Source organism: Pseudomonas salicis (genome assembly GCF_057128705.1).
Genome location: NZ_JBSKHU010000001.1, coordinates 286368 through 311913 on the forward strand (window position 1 = coordinate 286368; position 25546 = coordinate 311913).

The 25546-nt window shown below is 60.7% G+C and carries 22 protein-coding genes; 14 read left to right on the forward strand and 8 right to left on the reverse strand.

Annotated elements, in window-relative coordinates; translation table 11 throughout:
* The first annotated feature begins 66 nt into the window (after positions 1-66).
* Positions 67-1035: a L,D-transpeptidase family protein gene (locus ACWKWE_RS01385; protein WP_166595468.1), complete on the forward strand. Its 969-nt coding sequence runs from the start codon at positions 67-69 to the stop codon at positions 1033-1035.
* Positions 1036-1196: 161 nt separating this feature from the next.
* Here the strand turns inward: ACWKWE_RS01385 and oprI are convergent, their stop codons facing one another.
* On the reverse strand, positions 1197-1448 hold the full coding sequence (oprI, locus tag ACWKWE_RS01390) for an outer membrane lipoprotei OprI (protein ID WP_003199355.1): 252 nt from the start codon (positions 1446-1448) through the stop codon (positions 1197-1199).
* Positions 1449-2092: 644 nt separating this feature from the next.
* Between oprI and ACWKWE_RS01395 the strand changes: the two genes are divergently transcribed.
* Entirely contained in the window at positions 2093-2374 is a 282-nt protein-coding gene (locus ACWKWE_RS01395) for a GNAT family N-acetyltransferase (RefSeq protein WP_166595469.1), read from the forward strand.
* A 72-nt stretch (positions 2375-2446) separates the two neighbouring features.
* Here ACWKWE_RS01395 and ACWKWE_RS01400 read toward each other — a convergent pair whose 3' ends face one another.
* Positions 2447-3523: a 3-deoxy-7-phosphoheptulonate synthase gene (locus ACWKWE_RS01400; RefSeq protein WP_166595470.1), complete on the reverse strand. Its 1077-nt coding sequence runs from the start codon at positions 3521-3523 to the stop codon at positions 2447-2449.
* Between the two features lie 213 nt (positions 3524-3736).
* Here ACWKWE_RS01400 and ACWKWE_RS01405 point away from each other — a divergent pair, with 213 nt between their 5' ends.
* The 5 genes from ACWKWE_RS01405 (at position 3737) to cysB (ending at position 7784) form a co-directional block, all read left to right on the forward strand.
* A complete protein-coding gene (locus ACWKWE_RS01405; RefSeq protein WP_178115722.1) occupies positions 3737-4072 on the forward strand; it encodes a thioredoxin family protein in 336 nt (111 codons plus the stop codon).
* A gap of 52 nt (positions 4073-4124) precedes the next feature.
* Positions 4125-5096: a putative 2-dehydropantoate 2-reductase gene (locus ACWKWE_RS01410; RefSeq protein WP_483849378.1), complete on the forward strand. Its 972-nt coding sequence runs from the start codon at positions 4125-4127 to the stop codon at positions 5094-5096.
* A 50-nt stretch (positions 5097-5146) separates the two neighbouring features.
* Positions 5147-6067: a 5'-nucleotidase gene (locus ACWKWE_RS01415; protein WP_341964247.1), complete on the forward strand. Its 921-nt coding sequence runs from the start codon at positions 5147-5149 to the stop codon at positions 6065-6067.
* Between the two features lie 96 nt (positions 6068-6163).
* Positions 6164-6658, forward strand: a complete 495-nt coding sequence (locus ACWKWE_RS01420; RefSeq protein WP_166595473.1) for a universal stress protein — start codon at positions 6164-6166, stop codon at positions 6656-6658.
* Positions 6659-6809: 151 nt separating this feature from the next.
* A complete protein-coding gene (gene cysB / locus ACWKWE_RS01425) occupies positions 6810-7784 on the forward strand; it encodes an HTH-type transcriptional regulator CysB (RefSeq protein ID WP_081566102.1) in 975 nt (324 codons plus the stop codon).
* 115 nt (positions 7785-7899) lie between these two features.
* On the opposite strand, the gene ACWKWE_RS01430 is transcribed toward cysB, so the two are convergent.
* The 5 genes from ACWKWE_RS01430 to rloA form a co-directional block, all read right to left on the reverse strand.
* Positions 7900-8634: a phosphoadenylyl-sulfate reductase gene (locus tag ACWKWE_RS01430; RefSeq protein WP_483849379.1), complete on the reverse strand. Its 735-nt coding sequence runs from the start codon at positions 8632-8634 to the stop codon at positions 7900-7902.
* A gap of 160 nt (positions 8635-8794) precedes the next feature.
* Complete coding sequence (pabB, locus tag ACWKWE_RS01435; RefSeq protein ID WP_483849380.1) at positions 8795-10138, reverse strand: aminodeoxychorismate synthase component I; 1344 nt, start codon at positions 10136-10138, stop codon at positions 8795-8797.
* Between the two features lie 236 nt (positions 10139-10374).
* Positions 10375-11343, reverse strand: coding sequence for an alpha-L-glutamate ligase-like protein (locus tag ACWKWE_RS01440; protein ID WP_483849965.1), 969 nt, complete (start codon positions 11341-11343; stop codon positions 10375-10377).
* Positions 11343-12893, reverse strand: coding sequence for an osmotic stress tolerance membrane protein RloB (gene rloB, locus ACWKWE_RS01445; RefSeq protein ID WP_341964250.1), 1551 nt, complete (start codon positions 12891-12893; stop codon positions 11343-11345). The genes ACWKWE_RS01440 and rloB overlap by 1 nt, the downstream gene beginning before the upstream one ends.
* Positions 12894-12897: 4 nt before the next feature.
* A complete protein-coding gene (rloA, locus tag ACWKWE_RS01450) occupies positions 12898-13446 on the reverse strand; it encodes a retropepsin-like aspartic peptidase RloA (RefSeq protein WP_166595477.1) in 549 nt (182 codons plus the stop codon).
* A 294-nt stretch (positions 13447-13740) separates the two neighbouring features.
* Between rloA and ACWKWE_RS01455 the strand changes: the two genes are divergently transcribed.
* The 5 genes from ACWKWE_RS01455 to prpF all read left to right on the forward strand — a co-directional run bounded on the left by ACWKWE_RS01455 (position 13741) and on the right by prpF (position 20686).
* The gene (locus ACWKWE_RS01455) at positions 13741-14463 is read left to right on the forward strand and encodes a GntR family transcriptional regulator (RefSeq protein ID WP_483849381.1); all 723 of its coding nucleotides are present in this window, start codon (positions 13741-13743) and stop codon (positions 14461-14463) included.
* Positions 14460-15350 (forward strand): methylisocitrate lyase, encoded by an 891-nt coding sequence (gene prpB / locus ACWKWE_RS01460; protein ID WP_483849382.1) that lies wholly within the window; start codon positions 14460-14462, stop codon positions 15348-15350. The genes ACWKWE_RS01455 and prpB overlap by 4 nt, the downstream gene beginning before the upstream one ends.
* A 171-nt stretch (positions 15351-15521) precedes the next feature.
* On the forward strand, positions 15522-16649 hold the full coding sequence (prpC, locus tag ACWKWE_RS01465; RefSeq protein WP_483849383.1) for a bifunctional 2-methylcitrate synthase/citrate synthase: 1128 nt from the start codon (positions 15522-15524) through the stop codon (positions 16647-16649).
* Between the two features lie 196 nt (positions 16650-16845).
* Positions 16846-19440, forward strand: a complete 2595-nt coding sequence (gene acnD, locus ACWKWE_RS01470) for a Fe/S-dependent 2-methylisocitrate dehydratase AcnD (RefSeq protein WP_483849384.1) — start codon at positions 16846-16848, stop codon at positions 19438-19440.
* Positions 19441-19498: 58 nt separating this feature from the next.
* Positions 19499-20686, forward strand: a complete 1188-nt coding sequence (gene prpF, locus ACWKWE_RS01475; RefSeq protein WP_483849385.1) for a 2-methylaconitate cis-trans isomerase PrpF — start codon at positions 19499-19501, stop codon at positions 20684-20686.
* Positions 20687-20783: 97 nt separating this feature from the next.
* On the opposite strand, the gene ppsR is transcribed toward prpF, so the two are convergent.
* Positions 20784-21602 (reverse strand): posphoenolpyruvate synthetase regulatory kinase/phosphorylase PpsR, encoded by an 819-nt coding sequence (ppsR, locus tag ACWKWE_RS01480; protein ID WP_341964256.1) that lies wholly within the window; start codon positions 21600-21602, stop codon positions 20784-20786.
* A gap of 181 nt (positions 21603-21783) precedes the next feature.
* Here ppsR and ppsA point away from each other — a divergent pair, with 181 nt between their 5' ends.
* Both ppsA and ACWKWE_RS01490 read left to right on the forward strand, forming a co-directional pair.
* Entirely contained in the window at positions 21784-24159 is a 2376-nt protein-coding gene (ppsA, locus tag ACWKWE_RS01485) for a phosphoenolpyruvate synthase (RefSeq protein WP_483849386.1), read from the forward strand.
* 179 nt (positions 24160-24338) lie between these two features.
* Positions 24339-25331: an alpha/beta fold hydrolase gene (locus ACWKWE_RS01490; RefSeq protein ID WP_483849387.1), complete on the forward strand. Its 993-nt coding sequence runs from the start codon at positions 24339-24341 to the stop codon at positions 25329-25331.
* Positions 25332-25546: the final 215 nt, after the last annotated feature.

Genomic DNA, 25546 nt, shown 5'->3' on the forward strand with positions numbered 1-25546 from the left:
GAAGGCCGTGGGGTGGGTGTACAATCGCGGCCATTCAAGCCTCCCGTTTATCCAAGGACTTCCCGGATGTTGTCGCGCATTCCAGCTTTCGCCCGCTGTCTGTCGCTTGCTGCACTGTGTGCGGCCGGCCCTGTCTCCGCTCTGGAGTTTCCGCTGCCGCCGCCCGGTGAAGACATCATCGGCCAGGTGCAAACCGTCACCGCCAAGTACGAAGACACCTTTGCCGATCTCGGCACGAAATACGATCTGGGCTATCTGGAAATGATCGCCGCCAACCCTGGCGTCGATGCGTGGCTGCCGGGCGCGGGCACGCAGGTGATCCTGCCGACCCGCTTCATCCTGCCGCCCGGTCCGCGTGAAGGCATCGTCATCAACCTGGCCGAGTACCGTTTGTACTACTACCCGAAAGGCCGGAACGTCGTGTACACCTTCCCGCTGGGCATTGGCCGCGAGGGCTGGGGCTCGCCGGTGTCGACCACCAAAGTCACCGCCAAAACCCCGAACCCGACCTGGACCCCACCGGCGTCGGTCAAGGCCGAACACGCCGCCGACGGCGACATCCTGCCCAACGTCGTGCCGGCCGGCCCGGACAATCCGCTGGGGCCGTTCAAGTTCGGTCTGGGCTTGCCGGGTTACCTGATCCACGGGTCGAACAAGAAGTTCGGCATCGGCATGCGCACCAGCCACGGCTGCTTCCGCATGTACAACAACAACGTGCTGGAAATGGCGGACATGGTGCCGGTCGGGACCACCGTGCGCATCATGAACGAGCCCTACAAGTTCGGTATCAGCGGAGGCAAGGTCTATCTGGAAGCGCACACGCCGCTGGATGAGAGCGGTAATCCGTCGGTGGTCGACAAGCACACGGCCGTGATCAATGCCTTGCTCAAGCGCGAAGACCTGGCCAACAACCTGCGGATTCAGTGGGATTCGGTGCGTGACGTGGTGGCGGCCGAAGATGGCATGCCGGTCGAGATCGCGGTGCCGGGCGTAGCAGCCCCTGCGGTGAGCCCTGCGCCGGTGACCATGCAGTAAGCCGGAGCGGTCTCTGATACCCGTTCACCGGGCCTCGCAAGGCAGGGTGAACGGGTTTTTTATTGCCTGAAACATCGCCGGTGAGGGCACCTCTAGGGACGTCAGGCAACAAAAAAGCCGATCCGAAACCGGACCGGCTTATCAATAATCCCGAGGGATTATTACTTGCGGCTTGCCTTGTCGAGCATGCGCAGAGCGCGCTCGTTGGCTTCGTCAGCAGTTTGCTGAGCTTTTTGAGCAGCAGCCAGAGCTTCATCAGCCTTGCGGTAGGCTTCGTCAGCACGGGCTTGGGAGCGAGCGGCTGCGTCTTCAGTTGCAGTCAGACGAGCTTCAGTTTCTTTGGATGCGCTGCTGCAACCGGTAGCCAGAACTGCGGCCAGGGCCAGAGCAGAGAATTTCAGAACGTTGTTCATCGTGTTCCCCTTAAAGGACTTCTATCAAAATTAGTCATCTCTCGAAAATGAGAAAATGACCGGCGTACATACTACCCATTGTTTGTAGTAAGTAAACGGACTATGCGCAAGAACCGCATAAAATTCTTTGGTTTGAACGTGTTCCGTGCAACTCCTCACGCTTTTTATACGCAAAAAATCCTTCACCGTCAGACGATTACGGTCGTGGGTGAGACCGGTTAAAACCCTCGAATCGGCGTACGTTCATGCGCGTCAAACAAGACGGGTTACCCTGGAACAACATGACGCCCGTTCGGAATCCCGCGCCTCTCAGCCTTTTTTGTATAGACGATGATTGGCAAGAGTGCTTGTTCTGACGTGCTTTAAGTGACTCAGGCGCACCGTTCGCGTCTCAATGGACATTCGTCGGCGGCGTCAGGTTCAACCCGAGTGGTGTCAGATGTGCGGCAGTGCATATTCTCCCCATTTCCTTGAGCGAATTCAGCAATCGAGCCTACTATCTGGGGGTGCTCATTTGTTTGAGAAGCCAAAGCCTTCTCGGTGTCCAAATCAGGCACGGGGTGGCGTAGAGGGTAGAGGTGTTCCTTCGCCGGACAAACATGGGTAAGGTAGGGGTCAAATTTTAAGACCCGCGAGGAGTAGTGATGAGCGAGGCGTTGTCCATACACCATGACAAGACCGGTCACCAGTTCGAAATCAACATCGACGGTCACCGCGCTTATCTGACGTACATGGATCTGGGGAAACAGACCCTGGACATTTATCGTACGTTCGTGCCGAACGCATTGCGGGGGCGGGGTATCGCTGCGGCGTTGACCGAAGTCGCGCTCGATTATGCCGAGAGCAACGGTTACACCGTCATTCCATCGTGCTCTTATGTCGAGCGCTACATGGAACGCAATCAGCGTCAGGCCGCGAAGATCTGACCGGTCTAAAAAACACAGCTGCAATAGAAAACGCCGAGCAAATGCTCGGCGTTGTCGTTTTCGGCCTTCGGATCAGCCGCGCTTACGGTTCGGCAACACGTCCTTGAGCTTGGCATGCATGCTGCGCAGGGTCTTCTCGGTGGTTTCCCAGTCGATACACGCGTCGGTGATCGACACGCCGTATTCCAGGTCCGCGAGGTCTTTTGGAATCGACTGCGCGCCCCATTTCAAGTGGCTTTCCACCATCAGGCCGATGATCGATTCGTTGCCTTCCAGAATCTGGTTGGCGACGTTTTCCATGACCAGCGGTTGCAGCGCCGGGTCTTTGTTGGAGTTGGCGTGGCTGGCATCGACCATGATGTTCGGCTTGATCTTCGCCTTGTTCAGCGCTTGTTCACATAGCGCGACGCTGACCGAGTCATAGTTCGGCTTGCCGTTGCCGCCGCGCAGCACCACGTGGCCGTAGGCGTTGCCTTTGGTGGTGACGATGGACACGCCACCTTCCTGATTGATGCCCAGGAAACGGTGCGGGCTGGAGACCGATTGCAGCGCATTGATCGCCACGGTCAGGCCACCGTCGGTGCCGTTCTTGAAACCGACTGCCGAGGACAGGCCCGAGGCCATTTCGCGGTGCGTCTGGGATTCGGTGGTGCGTGCGCCGATGGCCGACCAGCTGATCAGGTCCTGCAGGTATTGCGGGGAGATCGGGTCCAACGCTTCGGTTGCGGTCGGGAGGCCTTTCTCAGCCAGGTCCAGCAACAGCTGACGACCGATGTGCAGACCGTCCTGAATCTTGAAGGAGTCGTCCAGGTACGGGTCGTTGATCAGGCCTTTCCAGCCGACGGTGGTGCGCGGTTTTTCGAAATACACGCGCATCACCAGATACAGGGTGTCGGACAGCTCGGCCGACAGGGCCTTCAGGCGCTCGGCGTATTCGTGAGCCGCCTTGATGTCATGGATCGAGCACGGCCCGATCACGATGAACAGGCGGTGGTCCTTGCCATCGAGAATGTTGCGGATAACTTCGCGGCCCTTGCTCACGGTCGCCTGCGCAGCAGGGGTGAGGGGAATTTCGCGCTTGAGCTGATCCGGAGTGATCAGTGTCTCGTTGGAGGCAACGTTGAGGTCGTCAATCGGTAAATCAGCCATCGTGTTACTCATCAGGGTCACGGTGCCAGGCGCCAAGTGCGGCGGGCCCGGCAGTATTGAGGGCAGGGGGAGCGGAACCTTAGCGCGTTAACCCGTACTTCGACAATGGGTAAACGAGGCTTTTGTCCCACGGTTCCGGGATTGTGGGCCGGAAGTTTGGAAAGGGGCACGCGGGTGCGGATATAGTGTGCGGCAGACCTGGGGGACATCGGCGTGGATCAACTGCAACTGACGGATTTTGACGTCGATCAGCAACTGCTGGCATTGCCCGGCGTCTCTTTATTGATCTTCACCAGCATCGGCTGCTCCAGCTGCCGCTGGGCGCGGCATCACTTACCTGAACTGTCACTGCCCATCGACCGGCTGTGCTGGATCGACGCGGAAGAAAACGGTGGGGCCGTGCAGCGTTACGGCGTTTTTCATCTGCCGACGCTGTTCGTCATCCGTGACGGCGAGTTCTACGGGACGTTGCGTGGCACGTTGTCCCTCGACGACATCGTTGCCGGTCTCGAACAGGCGCTGGCGCAGGCGCCGGACGATCTGCCCTGAGTGAGTCACGGACAGGGTCAGTCATGAACATGCAGCCATCGACGAGGAAAGCATGAGCGAAATCACACAAAAGCCCCGCATCGGGATCATCGGCACCGGCGCCATCGGCGGTTTCTACGGCGTGATGCTGGCCCGCGCCGGCTTAGACGTGCATTTTTTACTGCGCAGCGAATTCAGCGCCGTGTCAGCAAACGGCCTGCGTATAGACAGCCAAGTGCACGGCCACCTGACGCTGGACAACGTTCAAGCCTATTCCTCGGCCGCCGACATGCCGCCTTGCGACTGGCTGCTGGTGGGCGCAAAGAGCACCGGCACCCATGGCGTGGCTTCGGCGATCATTGAGGCGGCGGCACCTGGCGCCAAGGTGCTGATGCTGCAAAACGGCCTTGGGGTTGAAGAAGACTTACGGGCCGCGCTCCCGGACAGCCTGCACCTGCTAGGCGGGCTGTGTTTCATCTGCGTTCATCGCACGGCACCGGGCCAGATCGCCCATCAGGCGTTCGGCGCCGTCAACATCGGCTATCACAGCGGTCCGGCGCCCGACGCTGAAGCCAGCCTCGCGATCGTCGAAGAAGGCGCAGCGCTGTTTCACGCTGCCGGGATAGAGTCGGTGCCCATGGACAATCTGCACAAGGCGCGCTGGCAGAAACTGGTCTGGAACGTGCCGTACAACGGTTTGTCGGTCTTGCTCAACGCGAGCACCACGCCATTGATGGCCGATCCCGACAGCCGCGTGCTGATTCAAGGGCTGATGGACGAGGTGGTCGAGGGGGCTCGGGCCTGTGGTCATGTGTTGCCGGAAGGTTACGCGCAGCAGTTGTTCAACGTGACAGGCGGGATGCCGGATTATCGCCCGAGCATGTACCACGATTTCATCGAAAAACGCCCGCTGGAGCTGGACGCGATCTACGCCAACCCGCTGGCTGCGGCGTTGGCGGCAGGGTGCGACATGCCGAAGACTCGGGCGCTGTATCACGCGCTGGGTTTCATCGACCGCGCCAACCGAGAGGCTGTTTTGCCTTAGCTCGATCAGGCGAAACACTGGGTAACTTCTGATCACGCTTGGGGAACACGATGACCACCGACCTGACGCTGAAAAACGCGGGCAACAAGCTGGTCCTGGCGATTTCTTCGCGGGCGCTGTTCGACCTTCGGGAAAGCCATGCGATCTACATGACCGACGGGGTCGCCGCGTATCGCAAGTACCAGATCGATCACGAAGACGAAGTGCTGGAGCCTGGCGATGCCTTCCGGCTCGTCGAAAAACTCCTGAGCCTCAATACCCGCCTGACGCAATCCCGGGTCGAGGTGGTGCTGGTGTCGCGCAACAGTGCAGACACCGGCTTGCGCGTCTTCAACTCCATTCAGCATTACGGGCTGGACATCTCGCGGGCCGCGTTTGTCGGCGGCCGCAGCCCGTTTCCCTATCTGGCCGCCTTTGGCAGCCACCTGTTTCTTTCGACCCACGCCGAAGACGTGCGCAGCGCACTCGACGCGGGATTTGCCGCTGCAACCATCCTGTCCGGCGGTGCCCGACGTGCCGCCAGCGCCGAACTGCGCATCGCGTTCGACGGCGATGCCGTGCTGTTTTCCGACGAGTCCGAGCGCATTTATCAGTCGGGCGGGCTGCAAGCGTTTCAGGCCAGCGAGCGCGAGGCGGCGCGTTTGCCGCTGCCTGGCGGTCCCTTCAAGCCCTTTCTGGCCGCCTTGAATCTGTTGCAGCGGGAATTTCCCGAAGAGTCCTGCCCGATTCGCACGGCACTGGTCACGGCCCGTTCGGCCCCCGCCCATGAGCGGGTCATCCGCACCCTTCGCGAGTGGGACATCCGGCTAGACGAATCACTGTTTCTCGGCGGGCTGGAAAAAGCGGCCTTTCTGGAAGCCTTCGCCGCCGATGTCTTCTTCGACGACCAGCCGGGCCATTGCGAGAAGGCGAGGGAGGTGGTCGCCACTGGCCACGTGCCTCACGGCATCAGCAATGAGCTAAAACCGTGAACCTTTAGACCGGAAAGCTGTATAGAACCGGTCGAATTTCTCATGCGCTGCTACGCTGAATCATGTCTCCACCTGTCATGGTCGCCTGGAGGTCACATGATTCGCTCGATGCTGTATGCCACGGATCTCGGTCTTTACGCGCCCTACGTCCTGCAACATGCCTTGTCCCTGGCGCGAACGTTTGAGGCGGAGTTGCACGTGATTCACGTCGTTGAGCCCATGGGGCTGTTCGCCGAGTCCGTTCTGCAAAGCTACCTCGCTGAGGACGTGCTCCGGGAATTGCACAGCGAAGGCGTCAACTCTGTGATCGAGGGCATCGAGCTACGGGTGCTGGCCGGTTTTCGTGACGAACTGGGGGAAGACAATCAGGACCTGGCGTTGATTCACAGTGTGCGGGTGGTGCAAGGCGATCCGTCGAACGTCATTCTGGAGCAGGCCCAGCGCCTGGAGGTCGATCTGCTGGTGGTGGGCAGCCATAGTCACGGGGCGGAGGGGGACACGCCGATCGGGCGCACGGCGGCGCGGGTGCTGCAACTGTCCGAAGTGCCGGTGTACATGGTGCCCATGCTGCAAAACCGCTCGGGGAGATGAGCGCGGCGTGAAATTCGTCGCGCCGATGAAAAAGCAGCGTGCCATTACCGAATAAAAGTGATAAAAAGTTCTAGTTTTGCCTTTGGGACCATTAATCCAGTTATATACCGTCGCTGATGCCCGTGGCGTCTTCCGGCTTTGAGGGATACATATGAAGCTTCAACAATTGCGCTACATCTGGGAAGTGGCGCACCACGACCTCAACGTCTCGGCGACGGCGCAGAGCCTGTACACATCGCAACCGGGCATCAGTAAGCAGATCCGGTTGCTGGAAGATGAATTGGGGGTCGAGGTCTTTGCCCGCAGCGGCAAGCACCTGACTCGCGTGACCCCGGCCGGGGAACGGATCATCACCACCGCAGGCGAGATTCTGCGCAAGGTCGAGAGCATCAAGCAGATCGCTCAGGAGTTCTCCAACGAGAAGAAAGGCACGCTGTCCATCGCCACCACCCACACCCAGGCGCGATACGCCTTGCCGCCGGTGATCAGCAATTTCATCAAGCAATACCCGGATGTCGCGCTGCACATGCACCAGGGTTCGCCGATGCAGATCGCCGAGATGGCCGCTGACGGCACCGTTGATTTCGCCATTGCTACCGAAGCGCTTGAGCTGTTCGGCGATCTGGTGATGATGCCGTGCTACACGTGGAACCGCTGCGTGGTCGTGCCGCAAGGCCACCCGCTGACCAAACTGCCGAAGCTGACCCTGGAAATCCTCGCCGAATACCCGATCGTGACCTACGTGTTCGGTTTCACTGGTCGTTCCAAGCTCGACGAAGCCTTCAGCCATCGCGGCCTGACGCCGAAAGTGGTGTTCACTGCCGCCGACGCCGACGTGATCAAAACCTACGTTCGCTTGGGCCTGGGTGTCGGGATCGTCGCCAAAATGGCCGTCGACCCAAAACTGGACAGCGACCTGGTCGTGCTCGACGCCAGCGAATTGTTCGAAGCCAGCATCACCAAAATCGGCTTCCGTCGCGGCACGTTCCTGCGCGGCTTCATGTGCGACTTCATCGAAAAATTCGCCCCGCACCTGACCCGCGACGTCATGGCCAAGGCGATCCAGTGCCACAACAAACAGGAGCTGGAAGAGCTGTTTGAAGGGGTCGTGCTTCCCGAGCATTGATTGGGCGTTTCCAACCCTGTAGGAGTGAGCTTGCTCGCGATACCGTCGGATCTGACGCTGCAATGGTGGCTGGACGGCCGCTATCGCGAGCAAGCTCACTCCTACAGGTATTGCGTCAGGCTTTGATAATCAGATTCCCGGAATGCAACCCGCATTCTTTCTGCGTCGCTTCTTCCCACCACCAACGACCTTCGCGTTCGTGCTGATTCGGCAGGACAGGGCGGGTGCACGGTTCGCAGCCGATGCTGATGAAGCCGCGCTCATGCAGGCTGTTGTACGGCAGTTCGAGCATGCGGATGTAGTTCCAGATGTCCGCGCTGCTCATCTGTGCCAGCGGGTTGAATTTGTAGAGCGGGCGTTCGGCGGTGGAGAAGGCACTGTCGATTTCCACCACCGCCACGCTGTTGCGCGTGCTCGGGCTCTGGTCGCGGCGCTGGCCGGTGGCCCAGGCCTTGACGTCGGTCAGTTTGCGGCGCAGCGGCTCGATCTTGCGCACGCCGCAGCATTCGCCATGGCCGTCTTTATAGAAGCTGAACAGGCCCTTTTCCTTGACGAATGGCTCCAGTTTTTCCCGGTCCGGCGACACGATGTCGATGGCGATGTTGTACTGCTCGCGTACCTGATCGATGAAACGGTAGGTCTCTGGGTGCAGGCGACCGGTGTCGAGGCTGAATACTTTGACGTTCTTGTTGATCTTCCACGCCATGTCCACCAGCACCACGTCTTCCGCGCCGCTGAAGGAAATCCACAGCTCGTCACCGAAATGCTGGAAGGCGAATTTGAGAATGTCCTGGGCGGACTTGTTGGCGTAGGTCGCGGCGATATCGGCGACGTCGAACGGATGGCTCATCGGGCGGTTTCCTGATCAGGGAGTGGCGCTAGGGCGCTCTTGATGGCGCGAATGTTACCAAAAAGCACCGCGCAATGGCCTGAAACCTGTGTCTGCGCCGCCCTCTGCACATTGGGTCGTACGCTGTGATAGACGTCAGCGTGGCTTCGGCGGCGCTGAGTCACAGTGTTTCCAGGGTCTGGAGCAGGACCCGCACCTTGGTCATGGATTCCTGATATTCGGCCTCCCAATCCGAGTCGGCCACGATGCCGCCGCCGCCCCAGCAGGCGATCTGGCCATCTTGCGCCAGCAGGCTGCGGATGGCGATGGAGCTGTCCATCTCACCGCGAACGTCGAGGTACAGCAGTGACCCGCAATACAGCGCCCGACGGGTCGGCTCCAGCTCATCAATGATCTGCATCGAGCGAATCTTCGGTGCACCGGTAATCGAACCTCCAGGGAAACTGCCGCCGATCAGGTCCAGCGCGTCCCGGTCGTCCGCCAGCTCGCCAGTGACCGCGCTCACCAAGTGGTGCACGTTCGGGTAACTTTCGAGGCTGAACAACTCGGGAACCCGCACTGAACCAATGCGGCAGGTGCGGCCCAGATCGTTGCGCAGCAGGTCAACGATCATCAGGTTTTCAGCACGGTCCTTCGGGCTGGCCAGTAATTCTTCGGCGTAGGCCTTATCTTGGGCCGCGTCCTTGCCCCGAGGCCTCGTGCCTTTGATGGGCCGGGTTTCAACCTGACGCCGGCTGACCTTGACGAAGCGCTCAGGGGACAGGCTCAGCACGGCGTGACCGCCGGGCAGGCTCAGATAACCGGCGAAGGGCGTGGGGCAAGCAGCGCGCAGCGCTTGATAGGCGGCCCAGGGATCGCCGCTGTACGGGGCGCGAAAACGCTGGGCGAAGTTCACCTGATAGCAATCCCCAGCCTCGATGTACGCATGAATGTTGGCGATGGCCTGCTGATACTCGTCTGCGCGGGTGTCGGCGCTGAACGGGCGGGTCAGTCGAAAGAGGGCATGGTCGTTGACCGATGGCTGTTCGAACAGGTCGATCAGACGCTGGCGTTCTTCTTCGTTCAACGATGGATGGATCACCAGTTGGGTGGTGCGTTGCTGGTGATCGCTGATCAATGCCCAGCCGTAGAGACCCAAGCGCGCCGACGGTAAATAAAGGTCATCGACCGCCAGGCTCGGCAAAGGCTCCAGCAAACGACCAAAATCGTAGGCCAGATAACCGATCAGTCCGCCCGCGAATGGCAATGGACTGTTTTCCGGCAACTGTGCCTCGCCAAGCGCGGCGAGTCTGTCGCGCAAGCGGTGAAGAAAAGCCTTTCCGCTTTCGTCCATTTCTGGCGAAAGGGTTTCGACGGGCCAGGCACTCAGGATGTCGAACCGGCCGCGATCCGCTTCGGGGCGCCCGCTGTCGAGCAGTACGGCGCCGGGGGCATGGCGAACGAGGGAAAAATACCCGGTCGGGTTAACGTGATAGGCAAGCGGGTGTACGGAACAGATTGGCATGAGAACAGAAAACAGTCGTGGCACGCGGACGGCGATTGTAGTCCTCCGGTGATCTGGCTCCTAGGGGGGTGTCGGAATTGGATGAGTGCGCGCCGTTGTCATGGCGGCGATCAACCTTTAGGGGCGAATTTATCCGCGAAAGTCGATCAGGCGATGCAGTGTGTCGTCTGGAACACCATCGCGAATGAATTCGCTTCCGCAGGAAATCACATTCGGCAGAATGTCATCGGTTGCCGTCAGACGTGCCCGAACAGCTCCTGCACGAACTTGACGCGTTCCTCCGGGCTGTCATGTCGGCCTTCCGCCGCCAGCACTTCCAGTCGTTGCTCCACGGCCTGGGTGCGATGGGTCAGCCCGCAGTCGTTGGCGATCTGGATGTTCAGGCCGGGGCGGGCGTTGAGTTCGAGGATCAACGGGCCGCGATCCTGGTCCAGCACCATGTCCACACCGATGTAGCCCAACCCGCACAGCTCGTAGCATTCCGCCGCCAGGTGCATGAAGCCGTCCCAGTTTGGCAGTTGCACCCCGTCCACGGCGTTGGCGGTGTCAGGGTGCTTGCTGATGATGTTGTTCAGCCAGGTGCCGTGCAGGGTCATGCCGGTGGCGAGGTCGACGCCGACGCCAATGGCGCCCTGGTGCAGGTTGGCCTTGCCGCCGGATTGCCGTGTCGGCAGGCGCAGCATGGCCATCACCGGATAGCCCATCAGCACAATGACGCGGATGTCCGGCACGCCTTCATAGCTGATGCTTTTGAAAATCGGGTCCGGCGTGACCCGGTATTCGATCAGCGCCCGGTCGCGATGACCACCCAGGGAATACAGGCCGGTGAGGATGCTGGAAATCTGGTGCTCGATTTCATCGCGACTGATGATGCGCCCCGAAATGGTCCGGAAACGCCCCTCGAAACGGTCGGCAATCACCAGAATGCCGTCACCCCCGGCCCCCTGTGCAGGTTTGATCACGAAGTCGTCGCGGCCGCCGATGATGTCGTCGAGGCGGCTGATTTCCTTTTCGGTGGAAATGATCCCGTACATTTCCGGCACATGAATGCCGGCCGCGATAGCCCGTTCCTTGGTGATGATCTTGTCATCGACGATGGGGTACAGGCTGCGCTTGTTGTACTTGAGCACGTAATCGGCGTTACGCCGGTTGATGCCCATGATCCCTTTGGCTTCGAGGGCCTTCCAGGTTTTCCACCAGCCGATCATTTGGCGTTTTCCCGTTCGGCATCTTCCTTGATGAAGGCCTTGAAGCGGATCAGCTCGGTGAGGCGATAGCCGCGATAACGACCCATCGCCAGCATGAAGCCCACCAGAATCAGCAGGATCGCCGGAAAGGTGAACACGAAGTAGATGAACTCCGGCACGCTCATGATGATGTGGGCCAGCGACGCAGCGAAGAGCGTGCCGATGGCGACTTTCATGGCGTGGCCGCCGCCGCGTTCTTCCCAGGTGATCGATAGCCGTTCGATGGTCATGGTCAGGATCACCATCGGGAACAGTGCAACCGACAGGCCGCGTTCCAGGCCAAGCTTGTGGCTCAGCAGGCTGATCGCGGCGATCAGCACCACGACGAACGTCAGCACCACGGACAACCGGGGCAGCATTTGCAGTTTCAGGTGTTCAAGGTAGGAGCGCAGTGAAAGGCCCAGTGCCGTGATGATCGTGAACAGCACGATGCCGAATCCCAGCTGCGTCTCGCGAAACGCCAGTGCGATCAACACCGGCGTAAATGTGCCGAGTGTCTGCAGGCCAATCAGGTTGCGCAGGATCAGGATCACCAGCACGCCAATCGGGATCATCACCATGATCATGAACGTCTGCTGGGTTTGCAGCGGCAGGCCGTAGAGCGAGTATTCGAGGAAGTCGGCGTCGGTGTTCTCGTCGGTCAGCTTGGCCAGGCGGATGGCATTCATCTCGCTGTTGTTCAGGCTGAAATTCACGGTGGCCTTTTTGCCGCCCTCGACAGTAATCAGGTTGTCATCCCCCACCCACCACAACAGGCGGTCCTGGGGCAGCCCGGCTTCACCGGTTTCCGGGTTGAAATACAGCCAGTCCTTGCCGTTGAAGCTGCGCAGCCAGAGTTCCGGCATCTGCGGCTGATCGGCCACCAGGCGAATGGTGTGGACCTTTTCCACCGGGACGTGGGCGACCGACAGCAGGATTTCGGTGATGCGGGCCTTGTTCTGGACTGACGTGTCACCGGCCAGCAGCAGCTTGACGTTGTCGTCGCTCAGATTGTTGACACGCCGAATGGCCTCGCTGACGAAGGTTTCGACGTCGGCCGAGTGTTGGCGAATGGGGGCGAGCAGGGCGTCGGCGGCGATCTTTTCCGGGCCTTCCACGGCAATGCTGTCACGGAAGATCGGGCCTTTGACCTTGGCTTTCTCACCGCTGTAGCGCTTGGTCAGCACCAGCCGGTAATACAGCGTCTGATTGCCGGTGGCGCGGCGGGCGGACCAGGTGACCTTGCGGTTGCCGTCGGCGCGGTTGACGTTCACGCCGTAATTGTTGGAGATGAAGCTTTCGTTGAGGCTGATGTAGTCCCGCGACAGCGGCGGCACGTACATCTGCACCTTGACCGAGTCTTTCGGGTTGGCGACGAATTCGACCTTGGCGTCGATGTTCCACAGGTCGTCGGTTTCGTCTTCGGTCACCGGGATGCCGAGCACCAATATCTGATAAGCCGTGATGGCGATGCCCAGGGTGACCAGGGTCGCGATCAGGATTTTCAGATGGAGGGTAAGAGAGCGCATGTCATTACTCTGCGGTTTGAGCATCGGTGATGCAGGCGGGTTTGCCCGCTGCATATTTAAGGCTTGGATCGACCAGCGCATCGAAGTGCTTGAGGGCTTCGGAGCCAATCAGAAGCGGGTATTGGAATGCACTTCGGTCGGTCAAGTTCACTTCTATGGTTCGCGATGCGTTACCCATGCACACGTCGAGGCTGATGACGGGGCGTGAGGTGTATTTCTTTTCGTCGTCAGGGTCGACGTCACCCGCCCGGCGCTTGATCTTGCTGAGCCGTGCGAGCGGCCGTTCTATGGGGTGTTCGTGGGCGTCGTCGATGGCCAGGTAAAAGCGCACCCAGGATTCGCCGTCGCGCTTGAAACGCTTGATGTCGCGGGCGCTGAGGGAGGCGGTTTTCGCACCGGTGTCCAGTTTCGCCGCCACTTGCAGGTCGATCCCCGCCAGTTCGGCATACTCGTTCAGGCCATAGACGGTCTTGCCGGCCGCCATGCACAGATCGCTCAGGAACAGCCCCGGCAGGTACAGGCATAAAAGAAAGAGGAGAGGGTGGCGGCTCATAGGTCCTGGCGCGGTGAGGGAAAACAGGAGCGATTTGACGTCGGCTCGGGGTGTGAGTGGATTGCGGGCCGCGGCCAGCAGGGACGTCCGTGTAGCCCGAGACGACGGGCAGATGCGGTCGGCATTCTAGCATGAAGGTTTTATGGCGCCAGCGAAGGGCGCGCGGACAATGATCGTAGGAGCGATCCTCATGCCCGTCAGTTATGAGAGGATTGTCGACAGTCCTGAAAATGTCTTTGACGAATAGGGGTTGTTTCGATAGCTTTGGCGTCATTGAGATGAAAGGTGTCGACAATGCTGGATGCCGCTGAAGTGAACATTGCCAGTCCCGTGGATTCGGAGACGCTGTCCGAAAACGTGTTTCGCCGGATTCAGGCCGCGATCGTCAAAGGAGACATCGCCCCCGGCAGCAAGATTTCAGAGCCGGAACTCGCCCGGACGTACGGCATCAGCCGTGGCCCGCTGCGCGAAGCGATCCATCGCCTGGAAGGTCAGCGTCTGTTGGTGCGGGTGCCTCATGTCGGCGCGCGCGTCGTGTCCTTGAGCCATGCCGAGCTGGTCGAGCTCTACGAAATCCGGGAATCACTGGAAGGCATGGCCTGCCGGCTGGCGGCTGAGCGCATGACCGCCGAGGAAGTCGATGAGTTGCGCCGGGTGCTGGAGACCCACGAGCGCGATCCGGCGTTTCAGGCGGGCGTCGGCTACTACCAGCAGGAAGGCGACTTCGACTTCCATTACCGGATCATTCAGGGGGCGCGCAACAGCACGCTGACCCAGATGCTCTGCGGCGAGCTGTATCAACTGGTGCGCATGTACCGCATTCAGTTCTCGACCACGCCCAATCGCCCCCGCCATGCCTTCACCGAACACCACCGCATTCTGGACGCCATCGCCGACCGTGATGGCGAACTGGCCGAACTGTTGATGCGCCGTCACATCGGCGCATCGAAACGCAACATCGAACAGCGTTATCAAGAACACGCTCATCAATCGACTACTGCCCGAGGTGAACAATGACTTCAAGAACGACTCCCGGCCAACGTTTCCGCGATGCCGTGGCGAACGAGCATCCATTGCAGGTGGTGGGCACGATCAACGCCAACCACGCGCTGCTCGCGCAACGTGCCGGTTTCAAGGCGATTTACTTGTCCGGTGGCGGCGTGGCCGCTGGCTCGCTGGGCGTGCCGGACCTGGGCATCACCGGGCTGGATGATGTGTTGACGGACGTGCGCCGCATCACCGACGTCTGTGACCTGCCGCTGCTGGTTGACGTGGACACCGGTTTCGGCGCCTCGGCGTTCAACGTGGCGCGTACCGTGAAGTCGATGATCAAGTTCGGTGCGGCGGCTATGCACATTGAGGATCAGGTGGGCGCCAAGCGCTGCGGCCATCGTCCGGGCAAGGAAATCGTTTCGCAGCAGGAGATGGTCGATCGCATCAAGGCCGCCGTCGATGCGCGCACCGACGACAGTTTCGTGATCATGGCGCGCACCGATGCGCTGGCCGTCGAAGGCCTGGAATCGGCACTGGATCGCGCCGCCGCGTGCATCGAGGCGGGCGCTGACATGGTGTTCCCGGAAGCCATCACCGAACTGGACATGTACAAGCTCTTCGCCTCCCGCGTGAAAGCGCCGATCCTGGCGAACATTACCGAATTCGGCGCTACGCCGCTGTTCACCACCGACGAGCTGGCTTCCGCGGAAGTGGCGCTGGTGCTGTACCCGCTGTCGGCGTTCCGCGCCATGAACAAGGCGGCGGAAAACGTCTACACCGCGATCCGCCGCGACGGCACGCAGAAGAACGTGGTCGACACCATGCAGACCCGCATGGAGTTGTATGAACGCATCGATTACCACGCTTTCGAACAGAAACTGGACGCGCTGTTTGCGCAGAAGAAGGGCTGAATGCATGTCCGCATTTCTGTAGGAGTGAGCTTGCTCGCGATGGCGGTTGTGCAGTTGGCATCCATGTAACCTGCCGGGACCCCATCGCGAGCAAGCTCACTCCTACAAGGGAACGTGGTCATCAAAACGGAATTGCCGATTCCCTTAAAACGACAAGATTTGGAGAGAGCAATGGCTGAAGGAAAAGTATTGAGCGGCGCTGGCCTTCGTGGCCAGGTGGCCGGACAGACTGCCCTGTCCACCGTGGGCCAGGCCGGTGCCGGCCTGACCTACCGTGGGTATGACGTACGGGAACTGGCGGCCGACGCCCGTTTCGAAGAAGTCGCCTACCTGCTGCTGTACGGCGAGCTGCCGACCCAGAGCCAGCTCGACGGCTACCTGAGCAAACTCAAGGGGCTGCGCGATCTGCCCCAGGCGCTGAAAGAAGTGCTGGAGCGCATCCCTGCCGACGCCCACCCGATGGACGTGATGCGCACCGGTTGCTCGATGCTCGGCAACCTGGAACCGGAAACCAGCTTTGAACACCAGGTCGATTCAACTGACCGCTTACTCGCCGCATTTCCGGCGATCATGTGCTACTGGTACCGCTTCAGCCACGAAGGCAAACGCATCGACTGCGTGACCGACGAGCCTTCCATTGGCGGCCATTTCCTCAAGCTGCTGCTGGACAAGACCCCAAGCGAATTGCATCGCAAGGTCATGGACGTGTCGCTGATCCTCTACGCAGAGCACGAATTCAACGCCTCGACCTTCACCGCCCGGGTCTGCGCATCGACTCTGTCGGACCTGTTCTCCTGCATCACCGCCGCCATCGGCACCCTGCGCGGCCCGTTGCACGGCGGCGCCAACGAGGCGGCGATGGACATGATCGAGAAGTTTTCGTCTGCCGAAGACGCGGTTCAAGGCACGCTGGGCATGCTGGCGCGCAAGGACAAGATCATGGGCTTCGGCCACGCGATCTATAAGGACAACGACCCGCGCAACGAGGTGATCAAGGGCTGGTCGAAAAAACTCGCTGATGAAGTGGGAGACACCGTGCTGTTTCCGGTTTCCGAAGCCATCGACAAAACCATGTGGGAACAGAAGAAGCTCTTCCCGAATGCCGACTTTTACCATGCCTCGGCGTACCACTTCATGGGCATTCCGACCAAGCTGTTCACGCCGATTTTCGTCTGTTCGCGCCTGACGGGCTGGGCCTCTCACGTGTTCGAACAGCGTGGCAACAACCGCATCATCCGTCCGAGCGCCGAATACGTCGGCGTCGAACAGCGCAAGTTCGTGCCAATCGAACAACGCTGAGTGGTGGGAGGACTGTACCCGATCTGGATACACCGCGGGCTCTGTAGGAGTGAGCTTGCTCGCGATGGCGATCATCAGGTGACATCTCCGTCGCCTGGGAAAATGCCATCGCGAGCAAGCTCACTCCTACAAGGGCGGTGGGTGTCCGGAGTCGGCGGGCCTGCCTCTTGAAACAAACCGTGACCGAGTCCCGACGATGAACACTGAATTCCGCAAATCGCTGCCCGGCACTTCGCTGGATTACTTCGACGCCCGTGAGGCAGTCGATGGGATCAAGCCGGGGGCCTACGCCACGCTGCCGTACACCTCTCGTGTTTTGGCGGAAAACCTGGTGCGCCGCTGCAACCCAGCGACCCTCAAGGCCTCGCTGACGCAACTGATCGAACGCAAGCGCGACCTCGACTTCCCCTGGTTCCCGGCCCGTGTGGTGTGCCACGACATTCTCGGCCAGACCGCGCTGGTCGACCTCGCTGGTCTGCGCGACGCCATCGCCGACATGGGCGGCGACCCGGCGCAAGTCAACCCGGTGGTGCCGGTGCAGTTGATCGTCGACCACTCGCTGGCCGTCGAATGCGGCGGGTATGACCCGGATGCGTTCAACAAGAACCGCGCCATCGAAGACCGTCGTAACGAAGACCGCTTTCACTTCATCAACTGGACCAAGCAGGCGTTCAAGAATGTTGAAGTGATCCCGCCGGGCAACGGCATCATGCACCAGATCAACCTGGAGCGGATGTCGCCGGTGATCCAGACGCTGAATGGCGTGGCGTTCCCGGACACCCTGGTGGGCACCGACAGCCACACCCCGCACGTCGACGCGCTGGGTGTGATTGCCATCGGTGTGGGCGGGCTGGAAGCTGAAAACGTGATGCTGGGCCGCGCCTCGTGGATGCGCCTGCCGGACATCATCGGCGTCGAGCTGACCGGCCGGCCGCAACCCGGCATCACCGCCACCGACGTGGTGCTGGCACTGACCGAATACCTGCGCAAACAGAAAGTCGTCGGCGCGTACCTGGAATTCTACGGCGAAGGCGCCCGTGCCCTGACTCTGGGCGACCGGGCGACCATTTCCAACATGGCCCCGGAATACGGCGCGACGGCGGCGATGTTCGCCATCGATCAGCAGACCATCGATTACCTCACGCTCACGGGCCGCGACGATCAGCAAGTCAAGCTGGTCGAAACCTTCGCCAGGCACACCGGCCTGTGGGGCGACAGCCTTGCTACCGCCGAATACGAGCGCGTGCTGAGCTTCGATCTGTCGAGCGTCGTGCGCAACATGGCTGGCCCATCGAATCCCCATGCGCGGGTCGCGACGTCCGATCTGGCGGCCAAGGGCATCGCCAGCGCCTGGGAAGAAACCCCCGGCCTGATGCCGGACGGCGCAGTGATCATTGCGGCCATCACCAGTTGTACCAACACCAGCAACCCGCGCAACGTCATCGCGGCGGGGCTACTGGCGCGCAATGCCAACACGCTCGGCCTGACCCGCAAGCCGTGGGTGAAATCCTCGCTGGCCCCCGGTTCCAAAACCGTAGCGCTGTACCTCGACGAAGCGGGTCTGACCTCCGAACTCGAACAACTGGGTTTCGGCGTTGTGGCCTTCGCTTGCACCACCTGCAACGGCATGTCCGGCGCGCTGGACCCGGTGATTCAGCAGGAAATCATTGACCGCGACCTGTACGCCACTGCGGTGCTGTCGGGCAACCGCAACTTCGACGGACGCATCCATCCCTACGCCAAACAGGCCTTTCTCGCCTCGCCGCCGCTGGTCGTGGCCTACGCCATTGCGGGCACCATCCGCTTCGACATCGAGAAAGATGTGCTGGGCGTGGGCCCCAACGGTGAAGACATCCGCCTGAAAGACATCTGGCCGAGCGACGAGGAAATCGACGCGGTGGTCAAGGCGTCGGTCAAGCCGGAACAGTTCCGTCAGGTCTACATCCCGATGTTCGCGATCCATGAAGACACCGGCCCCAAAGTCGATCCGCTGTACAACTGGCGCCCGGCGAGCACCTACATTCGTCGTCCACCGTACTGGGAAGGGGCGCTGGCCGGGGAGCGCACGCTCAAGGGCATGCGTCCGCTGGCCGTGTTGCCGGACAACATCACCACCGATCACCTGTCGCCGTCCAACGCGATCATGCTCGACAGCGCGGCGGGTGAGTATCTGGCGCGCATGGGCCTGCCGGAAGAAGACTTCAATTCCTACGCCACGCACCGGGGTGACCACTTGACGGCCCAGCGGGCGACGTTCGCCAACCCGAAACTGTTCAACGAAATGGTCCAGGAAAACGGCAAGGTCAAGCAGGGTTCGCTGGCACGGATCGAGCCGGAAGGCCAGGTGACCCGCATGTGGGAGGCGATCGAGACCTACATGGACCGCAAGCAGCCGCTGATCATTATCGCGGGGGCCGACTACGGTCAGGGTTCGTCCCGCGATTGGGCGGCGAAAGGCGTGCGTCTGGCGGGTGTCGAGGCCATCGTCGCCGAAGGCTTCGAGCGCATTCACCGTACCAACCTGGTGGGCATGGGCGTGTTGCCGTTGGAATTCAAACCCGGCACCGACCGCACCACGCTGGGCATCGACGGCACTGAAACCTTCGACGTGATCGGCGAGCGTACGCCGCGGGCCACGCTGACGCTGGTAATCCAGCGCAAGAATGGCGAACGCGTGGAAGTGCCGGTCACCTGCCGACTCGATACCGGCGAAGAAGCGTCGATCTACGAGGCAGGCGGCGTGTTGCAGCGCTTTGCCCAGGACTTCCTTGAATCGTCCGCAGTGGCGTGACGACCTCTGGGCGCGACCTGTGGGTCGCGCCGGGGCTTCTATAAAGGAAAGCGATTTCATGGCTCATACCGCACAAATCAAAATCCCCGCGACCTACATGCGCGGCGGCACCAGCAAAGGCGTGTTTTTCCGCTTGCAAGACCTGCCCGAAGCGGCGCAGGTGCCAGGCCCGGCCCGCGATTCCCTGCTGCTGCGCGTCATCGGCAGCCCCGATCCTTACGCCAAGCAGATCGACGGCATGGGCGGCGCGACGTCGAGCACCAGCAAAACCGTGATCCTGTCGAAAAGCATCAAGGCCGATCACGACGTCGATTACCTCTTCGGCCAGGTGTCCATCGATACGCCGTTCGTGGACTGGAGCGGCAACTGCGGCAACCTGTCAGCGGCGGTCGGTCCGTTTGCGATTAGCAATGGTTTGATTGATGCCAGTCGGGTGCCGCAAAACGGCGTGGCGGTGGTGCGCATCTGGCAAGCCAACATCGGCAAGACCATCATTGCCCACGTGCCGATCACCGATGGCGCGGTGCAGGAAACCGGCGACTTCGAATTGGATGGCGTGACCTTTCCCGCCGCAGAAGTGCAGTTGGAGTTCATGGACCCGGCGGCAGAGGAGGAGGGCGCGGGGGGGGCGATGTTCCCCACTGGCAATCTGGTGGACGACCTGGAAGTGCCGGGTGTTGGCACCTTCAAGGCGACCCTGATCAACGCGGGCATCCCGACGATTTTCGTCAATGCCAGCGACATCGGCTACACCGGCACCGAGCTGCAGGACGCCATCAACAGCGATCCGCAGGCGCTCGCCCGCTTTGAAACGATCCGGGCCTACGGTGCCGTGCGCATGGGCTTGATCGCCAACGTCGAAGACGCCGCCAAGCGTCAGCACACCCCCAAGGTCGCTTTTGTCGCAAAACCGAGCGAGTACGTATCGTCCAGCGGCAAGCGCGTGTCGGTGAGCGACACCGATTTGCTGGTCCGGGCGATGTCCATGGGCAAGCTGCACCACGCGATGATGGGCACGGCAGCCGTGGCCATCGGCACGGCGGCGGCGATCCCGGGAACGCTGGTGAACCTGGCGGCGGGCGGTGGCGAGCGCAGTGCTGTCCGGTTCGGGCACCCGTCCGGCACGTTGCGAGTGGGGGCTGAGGCTGAAGTCGTCGGCGGGGAGTGGTCGGTCAAAAAAGCCATCATGAGCCGCAGCGCGCGGGTGCTGATGGAAGGCTTCGTAAGGGTGCCGGGAGAGCTTTAAGCTACAAGCTACAAGCTACAAGCCAGACCGCGTCGTTGCGAACACCGCGATCTGCTCTGGCTTGCAGCTTGCAGCTCAAGGCTCGCCGCTGCTTCCCCTATTTGAAACGCCGTTCGACCCCTTTCTCCACCAGCACTTTCGCCGAGATTTCCTCGACCGAAAAGTGCGTGGAGTTGATGTTGGGAATGTTCTCTTTGCGGAACAGATTCTCGACTTCCCGCACCTCGAACTCGCATTGGGCAAAGCTCGAATAACGGCTGTTCGGCTTGCGCTCGTGGCGAATGGCGGTGAGGCGGTCCGGGTCGATGGTCAGGCCGAACAGCTTGGCCCGGTGCTGTTTCAGCGCGGCGGGCAGGGTCAGCCGCTCCATGTCGTCTTCGGTCAGCGGGTAGTTGGCCGCGCGGATGCCAAATTGCATGGCCATGTATAGACAGGTAGGCGTCTTCCCGCAGCGCGAAACCCCCACCAGAATGATGTCGGCCTTGTCGTAGTAATGGGTGCGAGCGCCGTCATCGTTGTCCAGCGCGAAGTTCACCGCCTCGATCCGCTCCATGTAGTTGGAGTTGTGGCCAATGGAGTGCGATTTGCCCACCGAGTAGGAAGAGTGTGAACTAAGCTCCTGCTCCAGCGGGGCCAGGAAGGTCGAGAAGATGTCGATCATGAACCCGTCGGACGTCGCCAGGATCTCGCGAATGTCCTGGTTGACGATGGTGTCGAAGATGATCGGACGGACCTCGTCCTTCTCGGCGGCCTTGTTGATTTGCGCGACCATGGCCCGGGCTTTCTCGACGCTGTCGATGTAGGGGCGCGTGAACTTGTTGAACGTAATGTTTTCAAATTGCGCTAGCAGGCTCTGGCCAAGGGTTTCGGCAGTGATGCCGGTGCCGTCGGAGATAAAGAAAGCGGATCGTTTCATTTGCGCCTTGGGCCTTAAGCTGGTGACGATTCTTGGATATGATAGGCGGGCTTGCGTGCCTTAACTGGCCGCATTCTAACTATTTTCAGGGTCCAGACCACAAGCGCGCAGGATCCGTTTCACCTGTGGTTCCAGCGCCAACGCTTTTCCCAACAACAAATCGGTTAGTGGAGAGATCACCTTGGTAGAGTACGTAGTTTCCCTCGATAAGCTCGGCAAGCATGATGTTGAGCATGTGGGGGGCAAGAACGCATCCCTCGGCGAGATGATCAGCAACCTGGCGGGCGCAGGCGTTTCCGTCCCCGGTGGCTTCGCCACTACAGCTCAGGCCTATCGTGATTTTCTTGAGCAGAGTGGTCTGAACGATCAGATTCACGCGGCACTCGATGCCCTCGACGTCGACGACGTCAACGCACTGGCGAAAACCGGTGCGCAGATTCGTCAGTGGATCATGGAGGCTGAATTCCCCGAGAAACTCAACGCTGAAATCCGCACTGCCTTCGCTGCCCTGTCGGCAGGCAATCCGGACATCGCCGTTGCCGTGCGTTCTTCCGCCACCGCAGAAGACCTGCCTGACGCGTCCTTCGCCGGTCAGCAGGAAACCTTCCTCAACATTCGCGGCGTCGACAACGTGATCCGTGCCGCGAAAGAAGTCTTCGCGTCGCTGTTCAACGATCGCGCCATTTCCTACCGCGTGCACCAGGGTTTCGACCACAAGCTGGTGGCCCTGTCCGCTGGCGTTCAGCGCATGGTGCGCTCCGAAACCGGCACCGCCGGTGTGATGTTCACCCTGGACACCGAGTCCGGTTTCCGTGACGTCGTATTCATCACCGGCGCCTACGGCCTGGGCGAAACCGTCGTACAAGGCGCGGTCAACCCGGACGAGTTCTACGTGCACAAAGGCACCCTCGAAGCCGGTCGCCCTGCGATCCTGCGCCGCAACCTGGGCAGCAAGGCCATCAAGATGATCTACGGCGAAGAAGCCAAGGCCGGGAAATCGGTCAAGGTCATCGACGTTGAAGCGGCGGATCGCGCGCGCTTCTGCCTCAGCGATGAAGAAGTGAGCAACCTGGCGCGCCAGGCGATGATCATCGAGAAGCACTACCAGTGCCCGATGGACATCGAGTGGGCCAAGGACGGTGACGACGGCAAGCTCTACATCGTTCAGGCCCGTCCTGAAACCGTGAAGAGCCGCACCTCGGCCAACGTCATGGAACGCTACCTCCTGAAAGAGAAGGGCACCGTTCTGGCTGAAGGCCGTGCCATCGGTCAGCGCATCGGCGCGGGCAAGGTGCGGATCATCAAGGACGTGTCCGAGATGGACAAGGTCCAGGCCGGCGACGTGCTGGTCTCCGACATGACCGACCCAGACTGGGAACCGGTCATGAAACGCGCCAGTGCCATCGTCACCAACCGTGGCGGCCGTACCTGTCACGCGGCGATCATCGCCCGCGAGCTGGGCATCCCGGCGGTCGTCGGTTGCGGCAACGCCACCGAACTGCTGAAAGACGGCCAGGGCGTGACCGTTTCCTGCGCCGAGGGCGACACGGGTTATATCTTCGAAGGCGAGCTGGGCTTCGACATTAAGCAGAACTCCGTGGATGCCATGCCGGAACTGCCGTTCAAAATCATGATGAACGTCGGCAACCCTGATCGTGCGTTTGATTTCGCCCAACTGCCGAACGCCGGTATCGGCCTGGCGCGTCTGGAATTCATCATCAACCGCATGATCGGCGTGCACCCGAAGGCGCTGCTGAACTACCCGAACCTGCCGCTCGACATCAAGGAAAGCGTCGACAAGCGCATCGCCGGTTACAGCGATCCGGTCGGTTTCTATGTCGAGAAGCTGGTCGAGGGCATCAGCACCCTGGCGGCGGCTTTCTACCCGAAAAAGGTCATCGTGCGCCTGTCGGACTTCAAGTCCAACGAATACGCCAACCTGATCGGCGGCAAGCTGTACGAGCCTGAAGAAGAAAACCCGATGCTGGGCTTCCGTGGCGCTTCGCGTTACATCAGCGAAAACTTCCGCGACTGCTTCGAGCTGGAATGCCGCGCCCTCAAGCGCGTGCGCAACGAGATGGGCCTGACCAACGTGGAAATCATGGTGCCGTTCGTGCGCACTTTGGGTGAGGCGAGCCAGGTGGTCGATCTGCTGGCCGAGAACGGTCTGGCCCGTGGTCAGAACGGTCTGCGCGTGATCATGATGTGCGAGCTGCCGTCCAACGCCTTGCTGGCGGACGAATTCCTTGAATTCTTCGACGGTTTCTCCATCGGCTCCAACGACCTGACCCAGCTGACGCTCGGTCTGGACCGTGACTCCGGGATCATCGCTCACCTGTTCGACGAACGTAACCCGGCGGTCAAGAAGCTGCTGTCCAACGCCATTCAAGCCTGTAACAAGGCCGGCAAGTACATCGGCATCTGCGGTCAGGGCCCGTCCGATCACCCGGATCTGGCACGCTGGCTGATGGAGCAGGGCATCGAAAGCGTTTCGCTGAACCCGGATTCGGTGCTGGAGACCTGGTTCTTCCTGTCCGAAGAAGAAGCACCAAAATGAGGTAAGATGCGGGCCCGTTTCGGCGGGCCGGTCCACATGAAGAAGGGCGGTCTCGATGATACCGCCCTTTTTTCATGACATTTTTTTCATTCGGGATTCATCCCGGAACTTCAGCGCCGTGACAGCCTCAGCATGCTATCCCTGATGCGGCGCCATTTTTCGAGTCAAGCAAACGCAATATGCAAAGCAGCAGTCTTCTCTTTCCTGTGGCCTTGATCAGTGCCGAGCGACGTGGCGATCTGATCGAGGACGTGTACCGCCTCAAACCCGGCAACAGCCTGGATTTCACGGTCGAATTGGCCGTGACGCGCCTCGGTCGGGTGGCAACGCCCGATGTGCGCGGCGTGCCGGTCATCCTGCTGCACGGCAGCTTTTCCAACCGCCGCTTCTGGTATTCCCCGAAAGGCATCGGTTTGGGCGCTTATCTGGCTCGCGCCGGGTTCGACGTATGGATTCCGGAAATGCGCGGCCATGGCTTGTCGGCCCGCAACGAGGCGTATCGCCACAACCGCGTGGCTGACTACGCTCGCTACGATCTGCCTGCTATCGCCGCCTTCGTCGCCGAACAAAGCGGTCAAGTGCCACACTGGATCGGGCACTCGCTCGGGGGCACCACGCTGGCCGCAGCCCTCGGCGGCCATTACATGGACAGCAGTCATGCCGCGTCGGTCGCATTGTTCGGCAGCCAGATCACCCGCAATTACTGGCCGCTCAAGGTCCCACCGTTGATCTGGAGCGCACGCTTGCTGCTCAAGCGCTTCGAGCATGTGTCCGGTCCCCGCTTCAAGCGCGGTCCTGAAGACGAGCCCATGGGGATCATTCTTGAAAGCCTGCGCTGGCACGGTCTTTTCGGCCGCTTTGGCGACAGAAAGGACGACTGGTGGTCTGGCCTTCGTCATGTCGATGTGCCGACCTTGTGCGTGGCCGCCGTGGGCGATCATCAAGACCCCGAGTGGGCTTGCCGCGAATTGTTCGAGCAGTTCGGTTCAGAAGACAAGGCGTTTCTCCTTCTGGGACGCGAGCAGGGGTTCACCGAGGACTTCGGCCATGTGCAAATGTTAGTGAGCAAGGCTGCCCAGGCGCAGGTCTGGCCCCGGGTTGTGGAGTGGCTGAATCGTCGAATCGATGCCGTACAGCCTGAATCAACGCTGAACATGTCGGCAACTTCTTGATGAAGGGGGCGTCAGGCATTTCTATGTCGGGCGTCTGGGGCTAAGCTACACGCGGTTGAGTGGATGACCGAGGCGATGCGGTACACAGCACTCGTCGGTCAGGTTTTTGTTCTATATAAGGAAGCATTGTGATGGCGGGCGCAGTCAGACGTGCGAGCCATCCGGATCTGCCTCGGCGGGTCACCCTTGGAAACGATGCCTTCACTGACAGGAGC

Coding starts and splice junctions, on each gene's coding strand:
- prpC (WP_483849383.1), top strand. CDS start 15,522: ATGGCTGAAGGAAAAGTATTGAGCGGCGCTGGCCTTCGTGGCCAGGTG.
- ACWKWE_RS01490 (WP_483849387.1), top strand. CDS start 24,339: ATGCAAAGCAGCAGTCTTCTCTTTCCTGTGGCCTTGATCAGTGCCGAG.
- ACWKWE_RS01385 (WP_166595468.1), top strand. CDS start 67: ATGTTGTCGCGCATTCCAGCTTTCGCCCGCTGTCTGTCGCTTGCTGCA.
- pabB (WP_483849380.1), bottom strand. CDS start 10,138: ATGCCAATCTGTTCCGTACACCCGCTTGCCTATCACGTTAACCCGACC.
- acnD (WP_483849384.1), top strand. CDS start 16,846: ATGAACACTGAATTCCGCAAATCGCTGCCCGGCACTTCGCTGGATTAC.
- ACWKWE_RS01400 (WP_166595470.1), bottom strand. CDS start 3,523: ATGGCTGATTTACCGATTGACGACCTCAACGTTGCCTCCAACGAGACA.
- ACWKWE_RS01410 (WP_483849378.1), top strand. CDS start 4,125: ATGAGCGAAATCACACAAAAGCCCCGCATCGGGATCATCGGCACCGGC.
- ACWKWE_RS01415 (WP_341964247.1), top strand. CDS start 5,147: ATGACCACCGACCTGACGCTGAAAAACGCGGGCAACAAGCTGGTCCTG.
- ACWKWE_RS01420 (WP_166595473.1), top strand. CDS start 6,164: ATGATTCGCTCGATGCTGTATGCCACGGATCTCGGTCTTTACGCGCCC.
- ppsR (WP_341964256.1), bottom strand. CDS start 21,602: ATGAAACGATCCGCTTTCTTTATCTCCGACGGCACCGGCATCACTGCC.
- prpB (WP_483849382.1), top strand. CDS start 14,460: ATGACTTCAAGAACGACTCCCGGCCAACGTTTCCGCGATGCCGTGGCG.
- ACWKWE_RS01430 (WP_483849379.1), bottom strand. CDS start 8,634: ATGAGCCATCCGTTCGACGTCGCCGATATCGCCGCGACCTACGCCAAC.
- cysB (WP_081566102.1), top strand. CDS start 6,810: ATGAAGCTTCAACAATTGCGCTACATCTGGGAAGTGGCGCACCACGAC.
- prpF (WP_483849385.1), top strand. CDS start 19,499: ATGGCTCATACCGCACAAATCAAAATCCCCGCGACCTACATGCGCGGC.
- oprI (WP_003199355.1), bottom strand. CDS start 1,448: ATGAACAACGTTCTGAAATTCTCTGCTCTGGCCCTGGCCGCAGTTCTG.
- rloA (WP_166595477.1), bottom strand. CDS start 13,446: ATGAGCCGCCACCCTCTCCTCTTTCTTTTATGCCTGTACCTGCCGGGG.
- ACWKWE_RS01395 (WP_166595469.1), top strand. CDS start 2,093: ATGAGCGAGGCGTTGTCCATACACCATGACAAGACCGGTCACCAGTTC.
- rloB (WP_341964250.1), bottom strand. CDS start 12,893: ATGCGCTCTCTTACCCTCCATCTGAAAATCCTGATCGCGACCCTGGTC.
- ACWKWE_RS01455 (WP_483849381.1), top strand. CDS start 13,741: ATGCTGGATGCCGCTGAAGTGAACATTGCCAGTCCCGTGGATTCGGAG.